This window comes from Streptomyces sp. NPDC054975 (assembly GCF_053609105.1).
The window spans coordinates 1-22,418 of record NZ_JBSGWV010000050.1 but is presented as its reverse complement, the minus strand read 5'-3'; the positions used below and the strand labels follow the sequence as shown (position 1 = coordinate 22,418).

General features: G+C 72.8%; 25 protein-coding genes. 11 read left to right on the top strand and 14 right to left on the bottom strand.

The window, feature by feature from the left end; translation table 11 throughout:
* Positions 1 to 13: 13 nt before the first annotated feature.
* The 4 genes from ACWF79_RS29255 to ACWF79_RS29240 are packed head-to-tail and all read right to left on the bottom strand — an operon-like array spanning position 14 to position 4,234.
* On the bottom strand, positions 14 to 1,237 hold the full coding sequence (locus ACWF79_RS29255; protein ID WP_453731169.1) for an amidohydrolase family protein: 1,224 nt from the start codon (positions 1,235 to 1,237) through the stop codon (positions 14 to 16).
* Positions 1,237 to 2,529: an amidohydrolase family protein gene (locus ACWF79_RS29250; protein WP_453731168.1), complete on the bottom strand. Its 1,293-nt coding sequence runs from the start codon at positions 2,527 to 2,529 to the stop codon at positions 1,237 to 1,239. Before ACWF79_RS29250 ends, ACWF79_RS29255 begins: the two co-directional genes overlap by 1 nt.
* Before the next feature lie 11 nt (positions 2,530 to 2,540).
* The gene (locus ACWF79_RS29245) at positions 2,541 to 3,425 is read right to left on the bottom strand and encodes an SDR family NAD(P)-dependent oxidoreductase (RefSeq protein WP_453731167.1); all 885 of its coding nucleotides are present in this window, start codon (positions 3,423 to 3,425) and stop codon (positions 2,541 to 2,543) included.
* Entirely contained in the window at positions 3,425 to 4,234 is an 810-nt protein-coding gene (locus ACWF79_RS29240; RefSeq protein ID WP_453731166.1) for an acetoacetate decarboxylase family protein, read from the bottom strand. The genes ACWF79_RS29245 and ACWF79_RS29240 overlap by 1 nt, the downstream gene beginning before the upstream one ends.
* Before the next feature lie 97 nt (positions 4,235 to 4,331).
* Between ACWF79_RS29240 and ACWF79_RS29235 the strand changes: the two genes are divergently transcribed.
* The 6 genes from ACWF79_RS29235 (at position 4,332) to ACWF79_RS29210 (ending at position 9,800) form a co-directional block, all read left to right on the top strand.
* Positions 4,332 to 4,967 (top strand): TetR/AcrR family transcriptional regulator, encoded by a 636-nt coding sequence (locus tag ACWF79_RS29235; protein WP_453731165.1) that lies wholly within the window; start codon positions 4,332 to 4,334, stop codon positions 4,965 to 4,967.
* Positions 4,968 to 5,089: 122 nt separating this feature from the next.
* Entirely contained in the window at positions 5,090 to 6,064 is a 975-nt protein-coding gene (locus ACWF79_RS29230; protein ID WP_453731164.1) for a DEDDh family exonuclease, read from the top strand.
* Positions 6,065 to 6,118: 54 nt separating this feature from the next.
* Positions 6,119 to 6,352 (top strand): hypothetical protein, encoded by a 234-nt coding sequence (locus ACWF79_RS29225; RefSeq protein WP_315894602.1) that lies wholly within the window; start codon positions 6,119 to 6,121, stop codon positions 6,350 to 6,352.
* A gap of 49 nt (positions 6,353 to 6,401) precedes the next feature.
* Positions 6,402 to 7,202 (top strand): SURF1 family cytochrome oxidase biogenesis protein, encoded by an 801-nt coding sequence (locus ACWF79_RS29220; RefSeq protein WP_453731163.1) that lies wholly within the window; start codon positions 6,402 to 6,404, stop codon positions 7,200 to 7,202.
* A 52-nt stretch (positions 7,203 to 7,254) separates the two neighbouring features.
* Positions 7,255 to 9,039: a glycoside hydrolase family 15 protein gene (locus ACWF79_RS29215; protein WP_453731162.1), complete on the top strand. Its 1,785-nt coding sequence runs from the start codon at positions 7,255 to 7,257 to the stop codon at positions 9,037 to 9,039.
* A gap of 5 nt (positions 9,040 to 9,044) precedes the next feature.
* Positions 9,045 to 9,800: an SDR family NAD(P)-dependent oxidoreductase gene (locus ACWF79_RS29210; RefSeq protein WP_453731161.1), complete on the top strand. Its 756-nt coding sequence runs from the start codon at positions 9,045 to 9,047 to the stop codon at positions 9,798 to 9,800.
* Positions 9,801 to 9,877: 77 nt separating this feature from the next.
* Here ACWF79_RS29210 and amaP read toward each other — a convergent pair whose 3' ends face one another.
* From amaP to ACWF79_RS29185, 5 genes are read right to left on the bottom strand one after another with little or no spacing between them, the layout of a single operon-like run.
* Positions 9,878 to 10,465 (bottom strand): alkaline shock response membrane anchor protein AmaP, encoded by a 588-nt coding sequence (amaP, locus tag ACWF79_RS29205; RefSeq protein ID WP_453731160.1) that lies wholly within the window; start codon positions 10,463 to 10,465, stop codon positions 9,878 to 9,880.
* Entirely contained in the window at positions 10,462 to 11,091 is a 630-nt protein-coding gene (locus ACWF79_RS29200; protein WP_453731159.1) for a DUF6286 domain-containing protein, read from the bottom strand. Before ACWF79_RS29200 ends, amaP begins: the two co-directional genes overlap by 4 nt.
* Positions 11,088 to 11,438 carry an Asp23/Gls24 family envelope stress response protein gene (locus ACWF79_RS29195; protein WP_453731158.1) on the bottom strand — a complete coding sequence of 117 codons (351 nt, stop codon included), beginning with the start codon at positions 11,436 to 11,438 and terminating at the stop codon, positions 11,088 to 11,090. Before ACWF79_RS29195 ends, ACWF79_RS29200 begins: the two co-directional genes overlap by 4 nt.
* Before the next feature lie 6 nt (positions 11,439 to 11,444).
* The gene (locus ACWF79_RS29190) at positions 11,445 to 11,636 is read right to left on the bottom strand and encodes a hypothetical protein (protein WP_453731157.1); all 192 of its coding nucleotides are present in this window, start codon (positions 11,634 to 11,636) and stop codon (positions 11,445 to 11,447) included.
* 30 nt (positions 11,637 to 11,666) lie between these two features.
* Positions 11,667 to 12,119, bottom strand: a complete 453-nt coding sequence (locus tag ACWF79_RS29185) for an Asp23/Gls24 family envelope stress response protein (protein WP_453731156.1) — start codon at positions 12,117 to 12,119, stop codon at positions 11,667 to 11,669.
* 57 nt (positions 12,120 to 12,176) lie between these two features.
* On the opposite strand from ACWF79_RS29185, the gene ACWF79_RS29180 reads away from it, so the two are divergent.
* The gene (locus ACWF79_RS29180; protein WP_453731155.1) at positions 12,177 to 12,878 is read left to right on the top strand and encodes a hypothetical protein; all 702 of its coding nucleotides are present in this window, start codon (positions 12,177 to 12,179) and stop codon (positions 12,876 to 12,878) included.
* A 54-nt stretch (positions 12,879 to 12,932) separates the two neighbouring features.
* On the opposite strand, the gene ACWF79_RS29175 is transcribed toward ACWF79_RS29180, so the two are convergent.
* From ACWF79_RS29175 to ACWF79_RS29165, 3 genes are all read right to left on the bottom strand, one after another.
* A complete protein-coding gene (locus tag ACWF79_RS29175) occupies positions 12,933 to 13,730 on the bottom strand; it encodes an enoyl-CoA hydratase/isomerase family protein (protein ID WP_453731154.1) in 798 nt (265 codons plus the stop codon).
* A 120-nt stretch (positions 13,731 to 13,850) separates the two neighbouring features.
* Positions 13,851 to 14,072, bottom strand: coding sequence for a helix-turn-helix domain-containing protein (locus tag ACWF79_RS29170; protein WP_006123601.1), 222 nt, complete (start codon positions 14,070 to 14,072; stop codon positions 13,851 to 13,853).
* 322 nt (positions 14,073 to 14,394) lie between these two features.
* Complete coding sequence (locus ACWF79_RS29165) at positions 14,395 to 15,993, bottom strand: ABC-F family ATP-binding cassette domain-containing protein (protein ID WP_453731153.1); 1,599 nt, start codon at positions 15,991 to 15,993, stop codon at positions 14,395 to 14,397.
* Positions 15,994 to 16,258: 265 nt separating this feature from the next.
* Between ACWF79_RS29165 and ypfJ the strand changes: the two genes are divergently transcribed.
* Both ypfJ and ACWF79_RS29155 read left to right on the top strand, forming a co-directional pair.
* Positions 16,259 to 17,149 (top strand): KPN_02809 family neutral zinc metallopeptidase, encoded by an 891-nt coding sequence (gene ypfJ / locus ACWF79_RS29160; RefSeq protein ID WP_453731152.1) that lies wholly within the window; start codon positions 16,259 to 16,261, stop codon positions 17,147 to 17,149.
* A 73-nt stretch (positions 17,150 to 17,222) separates the two neighbouring features.
* Positions 17,223 to 17,624 (top strand): VOC family protein, encoded by a 402-nt coding sequence (locus tag ACWF79_RS29155; RefSeq protein ID WP_453731151.1) that lies wholly within the window; start codon positions 17,223 to 17,225, stop codon positions 17,622 to 17,624.
* A gap of 75 nt (positions 17,625 to 17,699) precedes the next feature.
* On the opposite strand, the gene ACWF79_RS29150 is transcribed toward ACWF79_RS29155, so the two are convergent.
* Both ACWF79_RS29150 and ACWF79_RS29145 read right to left on the bottom strand, forming a co-directional pair.
* Entirely contained in the window at positions 17,700 to 19,208 is a 1,509-nt protein-coding gene (locus ACWF79_RS29150; protein ID WP_453731150.1) for a hypothetical protein, read from the bottom strand.
* A 157-nt stretch (positions 19,209 to 19,365) separates the two neighbouring features.
* Positions 19,366 to 20,493, bottom strand: coding sequence for an alpha/beta hydrolase (locus ACWF79_RS29145; RefSeq protein ID WP_453731149.1), 1,128 nt, complete (start codon positions 20,491 to 20,493; stop codon positions 19,366 to 19,368).
* 376 nt (positions 20,494 to 20,869) lie between these two features.
* Here ACWF79_RS29145 and ACWF79_RS29140 point away from each other — a divergent pair, with 376 nt between their 5' ends.
* Both ACWF79_RS29140 and ACWF79_RS29135 read left to right on the top strand, forming a co-directional pair.
* Positions 20,870 to 22,135, top strand: coding sequence for an anion permease (locus tag ACWF79_RS29140; RefSeq protein ID WP_453731148.1), 1,266 nt, complete (start codon positions 20,870 to 20,872; stop codon positions 22,133 to 22,135).
* Between the two features lie 13 nt (positions 22,136 to 22,148).
* Complete coding sequence (locus ACWF79_RS29135) at positions 22,149 to 22,370, top strand: hypothetical protein (protein WP_453731147.1); 222 nt, start codon at positions 22,149 to 22,151, stop codon at positions 22,368 to 22,370.
* The last annotated feature ends 48 nt before the right edge of the window (positions 22,371 to 22,418 follow it).

Genomic DNA, 22,418 nt, shown 5'->3' with positions numbered 1-22,418 from the left:
CTCACCCGGGCCCTCACCAGACGCGGACCGACCCGCCCGGGGCGAAGGCAGGGCTGGTGGCGGCCGCAGGGACCTCCTTCAGGGGTTCGGCGATCTCCTCGACGGTCGGGCCGTGCACGGCCGCGAGGGAGTCCAGGAAGGGCAGGTCGAAGCCGTAGACACGGGCCGCGTTGCCGCCGACCATCGCCGCGACCTCCTCCCTCGGCAGCCCCGCGTAGGCGACGCGGAGACCTTCGCGGGAGTACGGCGTCGTGCCCTCGTCGTGCGGGTAGTCGCTGCCCCACATGATCTTGTCGAGGCCGATCCGGTCGCGCAGCGGCACCTCGTGCGGGCGCATGAAGCTCGCGCCGACGAAGCAGTTGTCGCGCCAGACCTCGCTGGGGCCCTTGCCCATGGACTCCGCGAGGCCCGCCCCGAACTTGGACTCCGCCGTGGCCGCCCGCGAGGCCGCCGCGACCAGGCGCGCGTGGTAGTAGTCCAGCATCTCCACGACCCCGGGGATCCAGCCCGAGCCCTGCTCGGTGAGGACGAGCTTCAGCTCCGGGTGGCGGCGGAAGGCGCCGCCGAACACCAGGTGCCAGAGCGCCCGGTGCGAGAACCAGGTCGTCTCGACCATGAAGACCGCGCGCGCCGCCGGCTCGTCGCCCAGTGGCGGCGAGGCGGAGCCGCCGTGGTGGTTGACCGGGACGTCCAGCTCGGCGCAGGCCCCCCAGATCGGGTCGTACGTCTGCGAGTACAGCTCCGGGATCCCGCTGCCGGGCGGGGCGCCCGGCAGGAGGATGCCGCCGGTGAGCCCCGCCTCCTTGGTGCGGCGGATCTCCTTCACGGCCTCGTCGACGTCGTTGAGGAGGATCTGCGCGACGCCCGCCCGGCGGCCGGGCGCGTCCGCGCAGAAGTCGGCCAGCCACCGGTTGTGCGCCCGCAGCCCGGCCCAGCGCTGTTCGAATTCCTCGCGGGTCGGCGCGGGGGCCATGAGGGACGCCGAAGGGAAGAACGGCGGGATGGTGTTGGGAAAGACGACCTCGGCGACGATGCCGTCCGCCTCCAGCTCGCGCAGCCTCCGCCCGGAGTTCCAGTTGCGGTCGGCGGTGTCGGCGAGCAGGTCCTCGTACGGGTTGACGTAGCCGGCCGCCCAGGCGTCGAAGGCGTCGTGGTGCTTCTTCTCCAGGTACGGCTTGTAGTCCAGGAGGTCGGCGCCCGCGTGACAGTCGGCGGAGATGACGGTGTAGCGGTCCATCAGCTCACCGCCGGGGTCGGGCCCAGGGCGGGGAAGTCGTGGTCCGTCAGCCAGTGGCGGCCGACCTCGCGCGAGCGCGCCCAGGAGGCCTCCACCGCCGCCTGGTCGGGCGACTGGCCGAGGTCGGCCGGGGTCGGACCGATGCGACGGGCGATCGGATCCAATATTCGAATATTGAATCCAAAGACCTCCGCCGCCGCGAGACCCAGCATCCGACGCGTCTCCTCCACCGGGATGTCGTGGAAGGTGTTCCGCAGCCACGCGCGCGTGTGGGGCCAGGTCCCCTCCGGATGCGGGAAGTCCGAGCCCCACAGGATGTTGTCCACGCCGATCTCGTACCGCTGCGCCAGCTCGCGCCGCTTCGTGTTGGTGGCGCAGACGAAGACCTGGCGGTCCAGGTACTCGCTCGGCGGCCGCTTCAGCTCCGCGAACGGGGACAGCTTCTTGCCGCCGTGGGCGCCGAGGTAGAGCCGGTCCATGAACCAGAGCAGGTTCGGCAACCACCAGCAGCCGGACTCGGCCACGCCGAACTTCAGCCCCGGGTGCCGCTCGAAGACACCGGACCAGAGCAGGAACCACAGCGGCCGGGCCGGCCACCACGTCACCTCGCTGACGTAGATGCCGAGGTGGTCGCCGTACTCCTCGCGCGGCGCCGCGCCCGAGTGGGTGACGAGCGGCATGCCCGTCTCGGCGGCGGCCGCCCAGATCGGGTCGTAACGCCGGTCGTGGTACGGCTCCTTGTCCACCCACATGGAGGGGATCATCAGCGCCCCGAGCCCGGACTCCTTCGCCCGGTGGATCTCGGCGACCACCTTCGACGGCTCGGCCGTGATCGGCAGCAGCGCCACCCCGCAGTGCCGCTCGGGGTTCTGCCCCACGAACTCGGCGAGCCAGCGGTTGTGCGCCTGCGCCCCCGCCATGCCCAGCTCCGGGTCCTGGTCGCCGGAGAGCCCGAGGCCCACCCCGAACGGCGCGGCGGTCCGGCTGTCGACGGCGTCCGCGTCGGGGAAGACGACCTCGGCCGCGACCCCGTCGCCGTCGAGCTCCTTGAGCCGCTGGGCGGCGTCCCAGCCACCCCGCAGCCCTTCCTCGTTGTCGCTGAACCACTTGGTCGCGAATTCCTCGTTGCGCACCCCGAGCCGGGTCATGGCCTCGCGGCGGGCCTCGCGTCCGGCGAGGAACTCGTCGAAGTCACGGTGGAACCGCGAGTCGAGATAGGGCCGGTAGCGCTCGGTGGGCAGACCGGCATGACAGTCGGAGGAGATGATCAGATACGGGTCCTCATAGGCCATGGCTGAGCCCCTCAGTCGAGAATGAAGTTCTCCAGGTAGGACGGGTTGGCGCGGTCGAGCATCGACTGCGAGCGCGCCCGGATCTGCCGGTCGCTGTGCTCGCTCGGCGGCAGCATCCAGAACCGGTCGGCACGGATGCCGTCGACGACGTGCTCCGCGACCTCCTCGACGGGCGTGAAGGCGACCTCGTGCCCGGCCTCCTTCATCGCCGCCTCCCACTGGTCGAGGCTGCGGTACGGGGTCCTGCGGGGCCGCTCCTTGGCGTACCGCTCGGGCCGGTTGCGGTGCGACTCCCACAGGCCGGTGCGCAGCATGTGCGGGCCGGGGAAGAGCACGGACGCCCCCACGCGCGCGTGCTCGGCCTTCAGATGCGCGTACAGCGACTCGGTCATGGTGACGACGGCCGCCTTGGTGACCGCGTAGACGGAGGCGGTGGGCAGCGGGGCGATCCCGCCGTCGCCGGAGGAGGTGTTGACGACGTGGCCGGGTTCGCCGCCCGCGATCATGCGCGGGACGAAGGCCTGGATGCCGTGGAAGACGCCCCAGACGTTGACGGAGAAGGCCCATTTCCAGTCGTTGGGCTCGTGCTCCCACATCCGGCCTTCGGCGCCCGAGCCGACGCCCGCGTTGTTGCAGAGGACGTGCACGCCGCCGAAGGTGTCGAAGGCCGCGTCCGCGAAGGCGCGTACGGAGTCCGCGTCGCCGACGTCGACCGTACGGGCGAGGACCTGCGCCCCGCCCTCCATCAGCTCCTCGGCCGCCTGGGCGAGCGCGGCCTCCTCCACGTCGCCGAGGACGACGGCGAGCCCCTCGGCGGCGAACCGGCGGGCCATCGCGAGCCCGATGCCGCTCGCCGCGCCCGTGACCACGGCGACCTGTCCCTGGCGCAGCTCCATCACACGCCCCCTGCTGTCGATCCCGCCGGGGGTGCGTCGAGGATCTGCTGCGGGTCGTCGTACCGCTGGTGGATGTACGGCAGGAGGGCCTGGGCGCTCACCCGTTCCACGACCCGGCCCTTCTGGTCGGTGGTCTTCTCGCCGATCGTGATCTCGACGATCCGGCGTACGGGGAGGTCGGCGACGGGGTCGTACATGGACTCGCGCAGGACGATGTCGCCGGTGACCTGCTCCAGCTTGCGGACCTTCTCGTTGCGCAGGCAGTGCACGAGGACGGGGTCCGCGTCGAAGCCCGTGCCGTCCACGCCCGGCAGGAACTTGAAGTAGAAGTCGGTCTTCTCGGTGGGCTCGGGCAGCGGGAGCGGCCCGGAGACCGCGCCGCGCACCTCGACGAAGTCGATGCCGTGCCGGCCGAGGGAGGCGCGGACGACGAGTCCGTCGCGTTCGACGACGACCTGGCCGAGCTTCTTCGGCTCACCGAAGACCTCGCGGCCGCCGATGAGGGCCCGCTCCAGGGTCATCGGCATGACCAGCGGGTACCAGCCCTCCTGGTCGCCGTGGGCGGCGGCCACGGCGACCGAGCCGGCGCCGAGGGGGTAGCCGGGCAGGTCGACCTGGCTGATGTTGGCCCGGACCAGGGGCCGCTCGGTGGGTTTCAGCGGGGGCGGCAGGACCGCCGCGACGACGTGCGGATCGGTCTCCCAGACGGCGACGACTCCGGTGGACCAGATGTCGGGAAGGTTGCTGCTCCTGGCGCGGGCCGCCGTGATCTCGGCGTCGGTGCGCGCCCCGTACCGTACTCGTGCCATGACGTACCACCCTTCAGGGACCGTCGGCCTGTAACACAGTTACACCGGCGGCGATGAAGGGTAAAGGGCCGTGCACCGACGAGAACGAGGGGGACGGATGGCGCGCAGCGCACTCACCCGCGACGAGGTCCTGGCGGCCGCCGCCGCGCTCGTGAAGCAGCACGGCCCGGACGCCCTCACCATGCGCAAGCTCGCCGCCGAGCTCGGCACGGCGGTGACCTCGATCTACTGGCACGTCGGCAACCGCGAGTCGCTCCTCGACGCGCTGGTCGAGCGGACGGTCGCCGACCTCTCCGCGATCACGGCGCGCGGCCGGACCCCTGCCGAGCGGATCGTCTCGGTGGCCCGGGCGCTCCGCCGCGAACTGCGGGACCGGCCGCACCTGGTGGCGATGGTCCACGAACGGGGCCTGACGGAGCGCATGTTCCTTCCCGCGCAGCGCGCGCTGGCCCACGAGGTCCACGCGGCCGGGCTGCGCGGCGCACGGGCCGCGGAGGTGGTCCGCGCGGTGCAGGTGCAGGTCGTCGGCTACGTCCTGGTGGAGCGCAACCGTGAGCGGGCGCCGGTCCAGTCCCCCGCCGAGGAGGAGCTCTGGGAGACGGAGACGACCGACCCGGACGACCCGGCCCTCACCCGCGCGCTGGCCCGCCCGATCGACACGGAGCGCCTCTTCGCCGCCTCCGTACGCGCCCTGGTGGACGGCCTCCTGGCCACTGCCCGCCGGACCCGGTGAACTCCCGTGCGGGGCACAGCCGCTGACGCCCGCGCGACGGGTCACCGTCCGCCGGATGGCCGGTTCCGACGGGTGGGAGGGGCACCGGGGGGTCGAGGTGTCGGTCGGGGCCCGTATTCTCAGTGACCATGCTCGACGACCGTACGACAGCAGCAGCGTGGCCGACCGCCTACCCACAGGGGTACGCGGTCGTCGACGTGGAGACCACCGGACTCGCCCGCGACGACCGGATAGTGTCGGCTGCCGTCTACCGCCTGGACGCCCAGGGGAACGTCGAGGACCACTGGTACACGCTGGTCAATCCGGAGCGCGACCCCGGGCCGGTCTGGATCCACGGGCTGACCAGTGAGGCGCTGGAGGGCGCGCCGCTCTTCCCCGAGATCGCCGCCGAGTTCTCCGCGCGGCTCGACGGCCGGGTCCTGGTGGCGCACAACGCGCTCTTCGACTGGTCGATGATCGCCCGCGAGTACGCGCGGGCCGACCGCACCGCGCCCGTGCGGCAGCGGCTCTGCACGATCGCCCTGGCGAAGGAGCTGTCGCTCCCGTTGCCCAACCACAAGCTGGAGTCGCTGGCCGCGCACTTCGGTGTCGTCCAGCAGCGGGCGCACCACGCGCTGGACGACGCGCGGGTGCTGGCCGAGGCGTTCCGGCCGAGCCTGCACGCGGCGGCCGAGCGGAACGTACGGCTGCCGCTCCTGGAGTGCCGGCCGCTGACCGAGTGGGTGTCCACGCCCGCCCCGGCCCGGATCGGCCGGCAGGCCTCGTACGCCACGAACGGCTGGCGCCCCTCGCGGAAGCGGCCGCCGTGCCCGTACCCGAACCCCGGACGTTACGAAGCGGACAAACCGCTCAAGCAGGGCATGCGGGTGGCGTTCTCGGGCGACACCTCCATCGACCGCGAGCTGCTGGAGGACCGCGCGGTAGAGGCGGGGCTCCATGTCGCCACCAGCGTCTCCCGGCTGACGAGCCTGCTGGTGACGAACGATCCGGACGCCGCCACCTCCAAGACGGTGAAGGCGAAGTCCTTCGCCACCCCGATCGTCGACGAGGCCGCCTTCACCCAACTGCTGCGGGACGTGACCCCGGCAGACGGGTGACGCCCCGGGCGTGCCGCCCGCGGCTCGTCCGCCGCGGGCAGCACCCTGTGGCGCATGGCACGTTGTGAGGTCTGCGGAAACGACTACGGCATGTCCTTCGAGGTGCACGCGCAGGGCGCGGTGCACGTCTTCGACTGCTTCTCGTGCGCCATTCACCGCATGGCGCCCATCTGTGAGCACTGCCGGGTCTCGATCATCGGCCAGGGTGTCGAGGTCGAGGGGAACTGGTACTGCGGCGCCCACTGCGCCCGTGCGGAGGGAAAGGCGGGCATCGTCGACAGAGTGTGACCACAACCCCCGTGCGTGCACCTCATGACCACAGTTGTACGGTCATGGGGTGTACCGCTTCCTGTTGTCCCGGCAGTGGGTGATCCTCACCCTCGTCGCCCTCGTCCTCGTCCCGACGATGATCGAGCTGGGCTTCTGGCAGTTCCACCGGCACGAGCGCCGGGTCGCCCAGAACGCCCTGATCGCGGACAACCTCAAGGCGAAGCCGGTCCCCGTCGAGCAGCTGACCTCCCCCGGCCACACCGTCCCGCGCGCCGACTACTGGCGTACGGTCACGGCCACCGGCACCTTCGACACCGCGCACGAGGTCGTCGTCCGGCGGCGCACCAACGCCGACGACCAGCAGGGCGTCATGGTCCTCACCCCGCTGGTCCTGAAGGACGGCCGGGCCGTCGTCGTCAACCGCGGCTGGGTCCCCGCCGCGCCCGACCAGAAGGCGTACCCCGAGGTCCCGCCCGCGCCGAAGGGCGAGGTGACCGTGACCGGCCGGCTCAAGGCCGACGAGACGACCGGCGCCAGCGGCATCAAGGACCTGCGCGGGCTGCCGGACCGTCAGGTGATGCTGATCAACAGCGCCCAGCAGGCCGAGCTGACCGGCCTCACCGTGCTCGGCGGGTACGTCGAGCAGACCGCGCCGGACTCTCCCGGCGGCTCCCCCGAGCTGGTCCCCGAGCCGGACCACGACTCGATCGGCGCGCACATGGCGTACGCCGTGCAGTGGTGGCTCTTCACGGCCGGTGTGCCTGTCGGCTGGGTGATCCTGGTCCGCCGCGAGAAGCGGGACCAGGAGGCGGCGGCGCGTACGGACGGTGGCGCGGGGACTCCCGAACCCGAACCGGCAGCGGTGTAGGCCACAGCGTTCTTCTGATTGACCGTCGGTCTCGGCGGGAACACGCCAAGGCGTGACGCAACGTATCGACGACTACGCCCTCATCGGCGATCTCCAGACCGCCGCGCTCGTCGGACGCGACGGGTCGATCGACTGGCTGTGTCTACCGCGCTTCGACTCGGCCGCCTGCTTCGCCGCGATCCTCGGCGACGAGGAGAACGGCCACTGGCGGCTGGCCCCCAAGGGCGCCAAGACCTGCACGACCCGGGGCTACGCCGGTGACTCGCTGGTCCTGGAGACGTACTGGGAGACCCGCACGGGCACGGTCAAGGTCGTCGACTTCATGCCGCAGCGTGACGAGTCCCCCGATCTGATGCGGATCGTGGAGGGCGTCAGCGGCAGCGTCGAGATGAGCGGGGTGCTGCGGCTGCGCTTCGACTACGGCTCGGTCGTGCCGTGGGTCCGGCGCAGCGACGGCCACCGGGTGGCCGTCGCCGGTCCCGACTCGGTCTGGCTGCGCAGCGAGCCGGAGGTGAAGACCTGGGGGCAGCAGTTCTCGACCTGTTCGTCGTTCACCGTCGACGCGGGCCAGAAGGTGGCCTTCGTGCTCACCTGGCACCCCTCGCACCGGCCGCGCCCGGAGCTGATCGACCCCTTCGGGGCGCTCGACGAGTGCCTGACGGACTGGCGGGACTGGGCGGCGCGCTGCACCTACCAGGGCCCGTACCGCGAGGCGGTGCTGCGCTCGCTGATCACGCTGAAGGCGCTCACCTACGCGCCGACCGGCGGCATCGTCGCCGCGCCCACCACCTCGCTCCCGGAGGAGCTGGGCGGCGTACGGAACTGGGACTACCGCTCCTGCTGGCTGCGCGACTCCACCCTCACCCTGAACGCGCTGCTGTCGGCCGGCTATGTCGAGGAGGCGGGGGCCTGGCGCGACTGGCTGCTGCGGGCGGTCGCGGGCGACCCGGCGGATCTGCAGATCATGTACGGCCCGGGCGGCGAGCGGCGGCTGCCGGAGACGGTGCTGCCCTGGCTGCGCGGGTACGCGGACTCGGCGCCGGTGCGGATCGGGAACGCGGCGGTGGATCAGTTCCAGCTCGACGTGTACGGCGAGGTCATGGACTCGCTCTACATGGCGCGGGAGGCCGGGATCCCGCCGGTCGTGCACGCCTGGAACCTGCAGCTGAGCCTGCTCGGGTTCCTGGAGTCGACCTGGCGGGCGCCGGACGAGGGGCTGTGGGAGGTGCGCGGCCCGCGCCGCCACTTCGTCCACTCGAAGGTGATGGCCTGGGTGGCCGCCGACCGGGCGGTGCGCACGCTGGAGGCCGACCCCTCGCTGCGGGGCGATGCGGCGCGCTGGCGGGCGATGCGGGACGAGATCCACGCGGAGGTGTGCGACCGGGGGTACGACCCCGTGCGCAACACCTTCACCCAGTCCTACGGCTCACGGGAGCTGGACGCGGCGACGCTGCTGATCCCCCGGGTCGGGTTCCTGCCGCCGGACGATCCCCGCGTGGTGGGGACGGTGGACGCGGTGCGGGAGGAGCTGACGCACGGCGGCTTCGTCCGTCGCTACAGCACCGAGGGCGTCTCCGTGGACGGCCTGCCCGGCGGGGAGGGAACGTTTCTCGTCTGCTCCTTCTGGATGGCGGACGCGCTGCGGATGACGGGCCGTGAGGAGGAGGCGCGGGAGCTCTTCGAGCACCTCCTGAAGCTCCGTAACGACGTCGGGCTGCTCGCGGAGGAGTACGACCCGGTCGCGGGGCGGCAGCTGGGCAACTTTCCGCAGGCGTTCAGCCACATCGGCCTGGTGGGGACCGCTCTCGCGCTGGGCGCGGAGGACGCGGCAGGATAGGGCCCATGGATCTTGGACTGAAGGACCGTGTGTACGTGGTGACCGGCGGGACCCGGGGGCTCGGCCGTGCCTCGGCCGAGGCGCTGCTCGCCGAGGGCGCGAAGGTGCTGGTCACCGGGCGCGAGGAGAAGACGGTCGCCGAGGCGGTCGCGGAGCTGGGCCCGGACGCGGCGGGGCTCGCCGCCGACAACGCGGACCCGGAGGCGCCCGCCCGGCTGATCGCGGAGGCGCGGGCCCGCTTCGGGCGCTTCGACGGCATCCTCGTGAGCGTGGGCGGACCGGCGCCGGGCTTCGGCGCGGACAACACCGACGAGCAGTGGGCGGCGGCCTTCGACAGCGTCTTCCTCGGCGCGGTACGGATGGCCAGGGCGGCGGCGGAGGCGCTGACCGAGGGCGGGGTCATCGGCTTCGTCCTGTCGGGCTCCGTCCACGAGCCGATCCCGGGCCTGACGATCTCCAACGGCCTGCGCCCGGGGCTCGCCGGCTTCGCGAAGTCCCTCGCATCGGACCTGGGGCCGCGGGGCATCCGGGTGGTCGGCGTGCTGCCGGGGCGGATCGACACGGACCGGGTGCGCCAGCTGGACGCCCTGTCGGGCGACGCGGAGGCCACGCGCGCGGCGTCCGAGGCCCGTATCCCGCTGCGGCGCTACGGCACCCCGGAGGAGTACGGCCGCACGGCGGCGTTCCTGCTGTCGCCGGCGGCCTCGTACATGACGGGTGTGATGGTCTCGGTGGACGGCGGCGCCCGGCACGGCTTCTGACGACGGCCGGGTGGCGGGACCTGACCGGACCGGCGTGACCGGTCGGCCGAACGTGGCCGGACCCGGTCGGCCGGGCGTCAGGTCACGCGGCGGGCTCGGTGTCTGACCGCGCGGAGGCGGGCTTCGGTCGGGAGGGCGCCCAGGCCCGTCGAGGTGCGGGCGTTGGCCAGGGCCTCGGTGGACAGGGAGGCGAGGGCGGCGCCCGGCGAGGCGTGCGGCTCCAGGAGCAGTGCCATGCGCGTGCGGGGGGCCGTGCGGCGGCCCGTCAGGGCGACCCGGGCGCGTGCCACGCCGCCCTGGGCCGTCGCGTCCGCCTCCAGGACGCTCTCCAGGGTCCGGCCCCGGACCGTCGCCGCCTCACCGTCGCCGGTGTCGATCACGATCTCCGTGAGCCGGGCGCGGCGGAACTGGGCGAGCAGCCACCACAGGGCCAGCAGCACGATCACGCCGAGGACGGCGATCACCACCGGCCACCACCAGCCCTCGTCGCGCCGGCGCAGCCGGTCCGCCCGGCTCACCAGGACGTCGGTGGGGCCCGACCACGGCCACCACGAGGGCACCGCCAGGTCCAGCCCGGCGGCCAGGACCGCCCCGCCGCCGGCGACGAGCGCCAGGCCGATCAGGGCGAGCAGGACGCGGTTGACGCGGCGCAGGACGGCGGTCACGCCCGTCCTCCCTTCTTCGGCGGGCGGCCCACGCGGACCGTCAGCTCGGGTGGGCGGGCCAGGCCCAGGTCGTCGATGCCGGTGCCGAGGACGCTCTCCAGGTCGGCGCGGACCTGGTCCAGTTCACGGAAGTGGGAGACCGCCCGGACCGCCACCTTCCTCCGGCCCATCCGTACCCGTGCCGACTGCACGCCCGAGACCTCCATCGCCCGGTCCCGCAGGGCCAGCTCGGCGGCCTCGCGGTCGAGCCCGGCCCGTACGTCGGTGTGGTCACGCCGCATCGGGAGGACGGAGCGCAGCCCCGGGGTGGCCGCCAGGATCAGAAGCCAGACGCCGAGGACGACGGCGAGGGCCGCGCCGGCCAGCACCCAGGCGTTGTCGAGGGGCCGGGTCGCCAGGTCGTCGGCGAGTTCCCGGCGCCAGCTCATGGCCGTACGGCCGGCCCGGACGGCGGCCACGTCGTAGAGCAGCAGGCCGGTGCCGCCGAGGAGGATCAGGGCGATCAGCGCCGCGGGGATGCGCCGCACCGCCCAGAAGCGGCGCGCGTCGGGCGTGGCCGGCGGCTCCTTCAGTACGGGTACGTCCTTGGCGCCCGCGCCGGCTCCGGTCTCCGTCTCCGTGGTCATCGCAGCCTCCGCCCGTCCGACTCGCGCGCCGTGCGCGGGGAGTGCAGACGCTCGACGTGGACGGCCACCTCGGGGACCTCCATGCCCGCCAGCTCGCGCACCCGTTTCCTCACCTGGCTGCGCACCTCGCGGCACTGTCGGCCGAGGTCGACGGGGTATCCCAGCTCCAGGCTGACCGAGACCCGCGCCGTGTCACGCTGCACGTGGACCGAGGCGTGCGGCGGCGAGCCGCCCTGGGGCACCGCGTCGAGTGCCTCCCGCGCGGCGCGCGCGGCGATCTTCGCGACGACCCGGTCGGCGATCGTGGTCGCCCCACGGCCGGCCGGGCCCACCCGGTCGAGTGTCACCCCCGGTCACCGCCGCCGCTCGCCGCGCTCGCGACCCCGGAAGAAGTCGCCGGGTTCGAGGTCCCCCTCCAGGAACCGCCCGACGACGAAGCCGATCGCGCCCAACGCCGCGACCAGCACGAACGCCCCGAAGCCGCCGAAGTATCCGGCGAAGCCGAGGGCCATTCCGGCCACCAGGCCGACCATCGCCATGCTCATGCTGAGCCCTTTCAGTCGGACCGCCGACGGCTACTGGAGCCGCGACTCCGGCTCCTCTTCCTCGTCCTCCGGCAGCTTCACGTCGCTCACCGCGATGTTGACCTCGACGACCTCCAGACCGGTCATCCGCTCGACCTCCGCGATGACGTTCTCGCGCACGGCTCCGGCCACCTCGGCGATGGCGGCGCCGTACTCGACCACGATCTCGAGGTCGAGCGCGGTCTGCACCTCGCCGACTTCGGCCTTGACGCCTCGGGTGGCGCCCGCCTTGGTGCCCCCGCCGCCCGGGACCCGCTCGCGCACGGCGCCGAGCGTGCGGGACAAGCCGCTTCCCATGGCGTGGACGCCGTCGACCTCACGTGCGGCCAGTCCGGCGATCTTCTCGACGACGCCGTCGGCGATGGTGGTCCGACCACGGCTGGCGGGGTCGCCGCCGCCGCGCTTGATCACGGACGGGTCACGGGGGTGTGCAGGATCATTCATCACCATTCATCCCTTCTCTGCGCCTATATCCACCTTTGCCCACATTAGGCTGGGGCAATGACGACGACATCTGGGGCGGGACGGGCGGAGGCGCTCCGCGGGCGATTCAGGCTGGGTCGGCTGCTGCCCCTGGGAGAGGCCACGGACGGTGCGTGGCTGGCGGAGAGCGCGGCACGCAGGGTGCTGCTGCGAGCAGCGGCGACGGTACGGGGCGTGGTGCCGGGAAAGCTCCGGGTGGGGCTCGCGGAGGAGCGGCCGGACGCGCCGTTCCCCGTGCCGCCGGGCGGGCTGCCGCCGGGGACGCTGCGGATCACTGGGGACTTCGCGGCCGAGTGGGCCGCGGGGGACGCACGAGTGGCGGGCAGGCCGCTGCCGGTTCTTGCCGAGGAGGTACGCGAGGCGCTGTTCGCCTCGGCGGATCGGGATCTGGGCCTTGTGGTCACTGCGGTGGACCTGCGGGTGACCGGTCTCGCGGAGGCCGCCCCGGATTCACCGGCCCCCACTCCGCCACCCGGGCGAACCCCCGCTCCGGCGGCCGACGATCCGGTGGCGTTCGCCGTGCTCGGCGTGCCGGGCGTGGTGGGGCTGACGTCCGTCCTGGGCACCCCGGTCCACCGGGCCCCCGGGGCGCTGCGCGTGGAACTGGCGGTCGGCGTCAACCACCGCTCCCTGGACGTGGCCCGTGCCGTCCGCGCCCGGGTGGCCGAAACGGCCCCCGGGGCGACGGCGGTCACGGTTCTGGTCGCGGAGATCCGCTGAGACGCGGCCGCGGGCGACGCACACCGAAGGGGGCGGCCTCCGGCGCACGCGGAATCAGTCGCCGAGCCCCGCCAGGTCGCGCAGACGGCGGGCCTGCGCGGCGCGCTCGGCGGTGCGCTGCTCCTCGTACGAACGGCCGGCGGCGCCCTGGAGCAGCGCCTTGGTCTCGATCACGGCGTCGCGCGGGGCGGAGAGCAGGGCGGCGCTCAAGTCCCGTACGGCGCCGTCGAGTTCGTCGACGGGCACGGCGATGTTGGCGAGGCCGATGCGCTCGGCCTCCTGCGCGTGGACGAAGCGGCCCGTGGCGCAGATCTCCAGCGCACGGGCGTAGCCGACAAGCCCCACGAGCGGGTGCGTGCCGGTGAGGTCGGGGACGAGTCCCAGGCTGGTCTCGCGCATGGCGAACTGCACGTCGTCGGCGACGACCCGCAGGTCGCAGGCGAGGGCGAGCTGGAACCCGGCACCGATGGCGTGCCCCTGGACAGCCGCGATCGACACGATGTCGCTACGGCGCCACCAGGTGAACGCCTCCTGGTACTCGGCGATGACCGCGTCCAGGTCCTCGTCCGAACCCCGTGCCATGTCCAGGAAGGACGGCTCTCCGTCGAAGCCCTCGGGCGTGAACGCCTGCCGGTCGAGCCCGGCGGAGAAGGACTTGCCCTCACCGCGCAGGACGACGACCCGCACGCTGCCCGGCAGTGACCGGCCGGCCTCCGTCAACGCCCGCCACAGAGCGGGAGACTGGGCGTTGCGCTTCGCCGGATTGGTCAGGGCCACCGTGGCAACGGCGTCCTCGACGGTGAGCCGTACACCGTCCTTGTCGAACACGAGCACAGAGTCGAGCGAAGTCATGGGGCGCCTCCGGTTCCGGTGCAGCACTGCTTAAGTGACTGCACAGTAACCACCCGGCCGGCCGCATGGGCGACCGGGTGGCCACCGCGAGAACCGATGGACCCGACGAACCGCGCCCGCTCAGGCCGAGGCGGCCTTCTTGCCCCGTGTCGCTCCGCCGCGTCCACGCAGCGTGACTCCGGATTCACTGAGCATCCGGTGGACGAATCCGTAGGAGCGGCCGGTTTCCTCGGCCAGCGCCCGGATGCTCGCACCGGAGTCGTACTTCTTCTTCAGGTCTGCCGCGAGCTTGTCGCGCGCGGCGCCGGTCACCCGGCTGCCCTTCTTCAGAGTCTCGGCCACCCGTGCCTCCTCATGGGAAGTGCGCTCTGGACTTCTCATGATCACCCCTCCCGGACGTCCTGGCCACCCATTCGACAAGGTCCGTGGCACCAGGTTTGCGCCCCGGCAGGCTCTCGCCACGAGCGGAGTCTTCGATTCCGGTCGGTGTGATCCACGCTCCGGGGCCCGCCGGACCAGGAAGTGCCTGGTCAGCGCCGCAGGGGGTGCACAAAGGCGGCGCGGCCCCTGCGGAAGGATTCCGCACAGAGCCGCGCCGGGGGTACGAGACGCCCTCACTCAGATGAAGGATCACCCATGAGCCGAATGATCCATACCGAGATGATCAGGCGAGTGCCACGAGGTCCTTGTAGTCCGGGCCCCACAGGTCCTCGACGCCGTCCGGGAGCAGGATGATCCGCTCCGGCTCCAGCGCGTCGACCGCGCCCTCGTCGTGCGTGACGAGGACGACCGCGCCCTTGTAGGTGCGCAGCGCGCCGAGGATCTCCTCACGGCTGGCCGGGTCGAGGTTGTTGGTCGGCTCGTCCAGGAGCAGCACGTTCGCCGAGGAGACGACCAGGGTCGCCAGGGCGAGCCGGGTCTTCTCGCCACCGGAGAGGACTCCGGCCGGCTTGTCGACGTCGTCGCCGGAGAAGAGGAAGGATCCGAGCGTCTTGCGCACCTCGACGAGGTCGAGGTCGGGCGCGGAGGAGCGCATGTTCTCCAGGACGGTGCGCTCCGGATCGAGCGTCTCGTGCTCCTGGGCGTAGTAGCCGAGCTTGAGGCCGTGGCCCGGGGTCACCTCGCCGGTGTCGGGCTTCTCGGCCCCGGCGAGCAGACGCAGCAGCGTGGTCTTGCCCGCGCCGTTGAGGCCGAGGATGACGACGCGCGAGCCCTTGTCGATGGCGAGGTTCACATCGGTGAAGATCTCGAGCGAGCCGTACGACTTCGACAGACCTTCCGCCGTCAGCGGGGTCTTGCCGCAGGGCGCGGGCTCCGGGAAGCGGAGCTTGGCGACCTTGTCGTTGACCCGGACCGCCTCCAGGCCCGAGAGCAGGCGCTCGGCGCGCTTGGCCATGTTCTGCGCGGCGACGGTCTTGGTGGCCTTGGCGCGCATCTTGTCGGCCTGCGAGTTGAGGGCGGCGGCCTTCTTCTCGGCGTTCTGGCGCTCGCGCCTGCGGCGCTTCTCGTCGGCCTCGCGCTGCTGCTGGTAGAGCTTCCAGCCCATGTTGTAGACGTCGATCGCCGAGCGGTTGGCGTCCAGGTAGAAGACCTTGTTCACGACGGTCTCGACGAGGTCGACGTCGTGGGAGATGACGATGAAGCCGCCGCGGTAGGTCTTCAGGTAGTCGCGCAGCCAGACGATGGAGTCGGCGTCGAGGTGGTTGGTGGGCTCGTCGAGGAGCAGGGTGTCGGCGTCGGAGAAGAGGATCCGGGCCAGTTCGACGCGGCGGCGCTGGCCGCCGGAGAGGGTGTGCAGCGGCTGCCCGAGGACCCGGTCGGGGAGCCCGAGGGCGGCGGCGATGGTCGACGCCTCGGCCTCGGCGGCGTACCCGCCCTTGGTGAGGAACTCGGTCTCCTGGCGCTCGTACTGCTTCATCGCCTTGTCGCGCGTGGCGCCGGTGCCGGTCGCGATGCGCTCCTCGTTCATCCGCATCTTCTTGATGAGGACGTCCAGGCCACGGGCGGAGAGGATGCGGTCGCGGGCCAGGACGTCGAGGTCGCCGGTGCGCGGGTCCTGCGGGAGGTAGCCGACCTCGCCGGAGCGGGCGATCTGGCCGGCGGCGGGCATGCCCTCGCCCGCGAGGCACTTGGTGAGCGTGGTCTTGCCCGCTCCGTTGCGGCCGACGAGGCCGATGCGGTCGCCCTTGGCGATGCGGAAGGAAGCGGACTCGATGAGGATGCGGGCGCCGGCGCGCAGCTCGATGCCGGAAGCGGTGATCACGGACAGACTCCAGGGCGGACGGTTCGGCGGAAAGGGCTGAGAGCGGATTCGACGCCGCTAGTCATGCGCGCGGAGAATGGCCATACGGCCAGTCTAACGGGCGCATGCAACTGCTTTTCGGCCACAGTCCGGGGCCTGCCCTCCACCACCCCTTTCCCTCACCCCCGCACATGCCCGACAAAAGGGGCGAGCCCTGTTGTATTCGCCGATACTCGGGCGCAGGGCGGCGGTCACCGCCGCGGCGAGACGGCAGAGGCGGTGGCCCATGCAGTTCGACGACGACGCCAACCTGGACACCTCGGAGGTCAAGGACGTCCGCGGCAGCCGTGTCCCCGGCGGGAAGGCGACCGTCGGCGGCGGCATCGTCGGATTCATCGCGCTGATCCTGGGGGTGCTGTTCGGGGTGGGCCCCGAACAGCTGGGGCTCTCCTCCGGCGACCCCGAGCCGGTCGCGACCTCCTCCTCGCTGGCCCAGGTCGAGCGGACCTGCCGGACCGGCGCGGACGCGAACACCCGCGAGGACTGCCGGATCGTGGCGGTCGTCAACAGCGTGCAGGACTTCTGGCGGGCGGAGTACGCGCGGCGCGGCGGCCGGTACGGGGACGCGCGCACGGTCATGTTCTCCCACCAGGTCGCGACCGGCTGCGGCTCGGCCACCTCGGCGGTCGGGCCGTTCTACTGCCCCGGCGACCGGCAGGTCTATCTGGACCTGGGCTTCTTCGACGAGCTGCGGACCACGTTCGGGGCGAGCGGCGGCCCCTTCGCCCAGGCCTACGTGGTGGCGCACGAGTACGGCCACCACGTGCAGAACATGATGGGCACCCTGGCCCGCTCCCAGGACGGTCGGGCCGGCGCGAACTCCAACGCCGTGCGGGTCGAGCTGCAGGCCGACTGCTACGCGGGCGTCTGGGCGCGCCACGCGACGACCACGCCGGACGAGAAGACCGGGCGGCCCCTGCTGACCCGCTTGACGGAGGCCGACATCCAAGACGGTCTGGACGCGGCGGCGGCCGTGGGCGACGACCGGATCCAGGAGAGGTTCCAGGGCCGGGTGACACCGGAGAACTGGACGCACGGCTCGGCGGCGCAGCGCCGGCAGTGGTTCTCCACCGGGTTCAGGAGCGGGGACATGGCGCAGTGCAACACCTTCCGCTGAGGCGCCCCGATGTCAGTGGCGGATGCCAGACTGAGACCCAGGTCACATTCCGCCATGAGAAGGAGTGATCGGGATGGCTGAGGCACCCCATATCTGTCCGACCCTGACCTACCACGACGCGCAGACGGCGATCAGACAGCTCACGGAGGCCTTCGGCTTCACCCGCACCGCGGTGTACGAGAGCGAGGACGGCAAGGTCATGCACGCCGAGCTGTCGTACGGGAACGGGACGGTGATGCTCGGCAGCAAGGGCACGGGCACCGAGTTCGACAAGCTGGTCGAGGGCTCCGGGCCCAGCGGGGTGTACGTCCACGTGGACGACGTGGACGAACACCACGCGCGGGCGGTGGCCCACGGCGTCGAGATCGTGATGCCGCCGACGGACCAGGACTACGGCTCGCGGGACTACATCGCCCGCGACGGCGAGGGCAACGTCTGGAGCTTCGGCACCTACCTGCCGGGGGCCACCGGCTGAGATCGGGCCAGGAGGGCGGGCGGGAGGTGCGACGGGCCCGGGCGGGGCGCCTCGGCGGGTGCCCGGGCGGGTGTCTCAGGATCCTCCGGTGTGGACCTGGAAGGCCGCTCGGCGGACCGCCTTGGCAAGGGCGGGGTCCGGGTGGGCGGCGGCGAGCGCGACCAGGACCTGCACCGTACGGGGGTGGCCGACGGCGCGGACCTCGTCCAGGAGCGCCGGGACCGTGCCCTGGACGGCCGACTCCAGATGCCGCACGAGGAGAGTGCTCTCACCGTGGTCGGCGACGGCCGCGGCGGTGTCCACCCAGAGCCAGGTGGCCTCCTCGCGGGTGAGCACCTCCGGAGCGTCGTCGGGGTCGGCACCTTCGTACTCGGCGAGCCAGAGCAGGGCGTACGGCCGGAGGGAGACCTCCTCGGCCGCGGCCCGGACCTCCGCCTCGGCCGGCGCTCCGACGACCCGGAGCGCCTCGAAGGCGAGGCCGCGCAGCAGGGCGTCCTCCCCCCGGGCGACGGCGAGGAGTTCGGCGACCGCGCTGGAGAGGGTGCGGGCGGCGAGCCAGGCGCGGTACTCGTCACGCGCGGGGCCGGGGGTGAGGCCCGCGCAGCCGCGGAGCATGTCCTCGGCCGACTGCTCGATGTTGCCGGCCGGGCTCTGGGCGGCGACGCAGATCTGCTCCAGCTTGACCCAGACCGCCCAGTTGCCGAGCGGGGTCAGGGTGGCCTGCCGGCCGTCCGGCCCCTCGCCGAGGGTCAGGGCGCCGACGGCGGCGAGCCCCTCCAGGGCCCAGTCGAGCAGTGCGGCGAGCCCGTCGGGCCCGGCGGTGGGCGGGGCGTCGGTGCCGGACGCCGTCGCGGTGTCGGCGGCGCCCTCGACGGGCACCTCGCAGCGCTCCTCGCGCAGTTCGTCGACCCGCTGCCCGAGCAGGTCGAGCAGGGCCGGGACCGCCACGGGACCGGCGGAGAGCTGGAGGAGGGAGAGCACCTGGGGGACGGCCTCGACGACCTCGGCGACGGCGCCGGGGGCGACGTCCTCGGGGGCCGGGTGGACCAGGGACCAGGCGTCGAAGAGGGCGACCCAGCCGCGCAGCACGGCGGAGTCGTCGCGGTCCCAGGCGTGCAGCCGCCAGCCGGGGCGGGCGGTGTCCCCGTGGAGTTCCACGAGCCCGGCGAGCCGGGCCCGGTCCCACCCGGCCCGGACCTGGCCGGGCGTCAGGTCCAGCGCGGCGGCGGCCCGTTCCTGGTCGGGAACGGCGCGGGCCGCGGGGTCGGTCGCGGCGACGTGCGCGGGGCCGGTCGCGTCGCGGGTCGTGGGGTGGGTCGCCGGGACGGCCTTCGGGCGGAGCCCGGCGGAGGTCCGGGGCGCGCCGTCGAGGGCGGCCCAGCGGGCGATCCGCACGGCGTCGGCGAGGACGGTCCGTGCCTGGCGGGCCAGTTCCGCGCGAGGCGGAGTGCCCTCCGGCGGGCGCGGGGCCGGGCGGGTGCGCCGGGTCGTCACGGCCCGTCGGGCGGTGGCGAGTGCCCGCGGACGGACAAGTCGGAGTCTGGAGTTGCGCGCCAATTGCTCATCGGGCTTTCGAGACGTCACGGGGGCAGTCTTCCCGTTGGCGGCCCGAAAGCCCAATCGGAATCGGAGGCGCCGTCACCTGCCCCCGGCCGAGGCCCGCCGCCCCACCGCCGCAACGCGCGCGGCCGACCTGCGGAAGAGGCTTGCGGAAGGCCTGCTCAGGGAACTCGCGGGCGGTCTACAGAAGAGGGGTGAGGAAGCGGCGCAGGGCCTCTTCGTAGCGGACCGGGTCGGCGTTCCACATCGCGGCGTGCGGGGCGCCCCTGACGGTGTGGAGAGTGACCAGTTCCGGTCGCCGCGCGGCCAGTTCGAGGGAGGGCTCCCAGGGGGCGATCGTGTCGTCGGGGCCGTGCAGGACGAGCGTCTGCACGCGCAGGGCGCCCGGGTCGGTGGCCTGGGGCAGCCGGTCGCCGTGCGGCCAGCCCCGGCCCGTCGCGGCGCGCACGGCGAGCGGAAGCAGCGGGCCTGGCACGCGGCGGGCGGCGGCGAGGTTGCGCAAGGTGGCCTCCCGGTCGAGGACAGGGGAGTCGAGGACGAGGCCGCGGATGGCGTCCCGTACGCCGGATTCGGCGGCGGCGTGCAGGGCCATCGAGGCGCCGGTCCCCCAGCCGAGCAGCACGACGTGCGCGGCGCCCCTGCGCAGCGCGTAGCGGACGGCGGCGTCGACGTCCCGCCATTCGGAGTCGCCGAGGTGGCCGAGGCCGTCCGGGGACGGGGGCGCGCCCTCGTCCCCCCGGTAGGAGAGACAGAGGACGGGGACCGACCGGCGGGAGAGGAAGGGGACGAGGTTCAGGGCGTGCCGGCGGGTGGTGCCGATGCCGTGCAGGGCGATGACCCAGGTGGGGCGAGCCCCCGGGACCAGCCACGCCGGCAGGGAGCCGAGCTCGCCGGGGATCTCCACGTCCTCCTGGACCACGCCGAGGGCCGTCTCCGGGGTGCCGCTGTGCAGCTCGGGGGTGAAGCGGACCCGGGCGCCGGGCCCCAGGTCGCCGTGCTCGACGCGTACCAGGCGGCGTACGACCGTGTCCGCGGTGTGCGGGACGCGGTCGAGGACCGGGCCGACCACCGCGTGGACGCCGCCGCCCTCGATCCCGTACGTGCCGGGGCGCAGGGAGGCGAGGCTGCGGGTGAGGCTGACCCGGTCGGGGGCCGTGGCGTGCACGGTGAGCCGGGGGTCGCCGGGCAGGGGCCGTCCGGACGTCGCCTTGAGGGCGACGTCGCCGGCGTACCGGCCGGCCGCGAGCACGGCCGCTCCGGCACCGAGCAGAGTGGTGACGGCCGCTGCCGTCGCTGTAGCCGGGCGCACGCTCCCAGTGTCGACAGGTCGGGCCCGGGCTGCCACCGGGCGAACCCACCCGTGGCCGTCACCGGTGAGAGTGACGTGGATCTCCTTCCGGGGTCCCCCGGTGGGCTGACAGGGCCGCTCGGCCCGTCCACGGGCTGACACGGGCGAGCGGGGGCGAAGCGGACGATGTCCCCTGTGTCCCGTGACGGCACGGATTACCCGGGGTCGCACCGTGACCACATCGTGGACAGGGGGTCCACGGAAGGCGCCCCGACCACACAAGCGGAATGCCCCGAACCCGGTTGAGGACACCACTGCGCCCGACCCAGTTCATCTTCCGTTCACTCAGGTTGCCTACGTTCGTCGAGCCACTGACGTCAAACGATTGCCTGGGTAAATGGAACACATCACGCTGCTGCTCGCGATTGTGGTCGTGACAGCTCTCGTGTTCGATTTCACGAACGGTTTCCACGACACCGCCAACGCGATGGCGACGACCATCTCGACCGGTGCCCTCAAGCCCAAGACGGCGGTGGCCATGTCCGCCGTGCTCAACCTGGTCGGCGCGTTCCTGTCCGTCGAGGTCGCCAAGACGATCTCCGGCGGGATCATCAACGAACAGGGCATTCGTACCGAAGTGATCTTCGCGGCGCTCGTCGGCGCCATCCTCTGGAACCTGCTGACCTGGCTCATGGGTCTGCCGTCCAGCTCCTCCCACGCCCTCTTCGGCGGCCTCATCGGCGCGGCCGTGATGTCGGCCGGCTGGTCGGCGGTCAACGGCGGCACCATCGTCACCAAGGTGCTCATCCCCGCGATCGCCGCGCCGCTCGTCGCCGGCCTCGCCGCGATGGCGGCCACCCGGCTGACGTACAAGATCAGCTCGAAGACCAGCACGAAGTCCACGGCCAAGGGCTACCGGGCCGGCCAGATCGCCTCCGCCGGTCTCGTCTCCCTCGCGCACGGCACCAACGACGCGCAGAAGACGATGGGTGTCATCACCCTCGCCCTGGTCACCGGCGGCGTCCTCGTCCCCGGCTCCAACCCTCCGATGTGGGTCGTCGTCTCCGCCGGTGTCGCCATCGCGCTCGGCACCTACCTCGGCGGCTGGCGCATCATCCGCACCATGGGCAAGGGGCTCACCGACCTCCAGCCGCAGCAGGGCTTCGCCGCCCAGACCAGCGCCGCGACGGTCATCCTGGCCTCGTCCAACCTGGGCTTCTCCCTCTCCACCACGCAGTCCTGCTCCGGCGCGGTGATGGGCGCGGGCCTCGGCCGCAAGGGCGGTGTCGTCCGCTGGTCGACCGCGACCCGGATGTTCGTCGCCTGGGGTCTGACCCTGCCCGCCGCGGGTCTGGTCGGCGCCGGCGCCGAGTTCCTCACCAAGCAGGGCACCTGGGGCGTCGCCGCCGTCGCGGTCCTCCTCGTCGCGGGCTCGGCCGTCATCTGGGCGCTGTCCCGCCGCAAGCCGGTCGATCACCACAACGTGACCGCCGACGAGATCGACGGCGAGCCCGCGGGCGTCGTGACCACCGCCATGGCGGCCGTCGCCCCGCCGGCCCCGGCCGGTTCCGTGGCCGCCGTCGCGGACGAGCACCTCAAGACCACCATCCCCGCGCCGGCCCCTGCGGACCCGGCAGCTCCCGCAGCCCCGGCCGCGGTGTAAGGAACGAAACGACATGAAGATCGACTGGGCAGCTCTCGGCTCCGTCTTCGGAGTCAGCCTCGTGGCGACCGTCGCCCTCGTGGGCCTCTTCACCCTCGGCATCGTCGGCCTCTCCAAGCAGGAGCAGGCCGCGTCCCAGGGCGGCTCGGCCGCGATGGCGCGCACCGGCGCGTACGCCTGCTTCGCGCTGTGCGCGGCGGCCGTCGCGTACGGCATCTATCTGATCGTCGTCTGACGACGGTCCCTCTGCGAGACGGCCGGGCGGGTCGCACCTTCGGGTGCC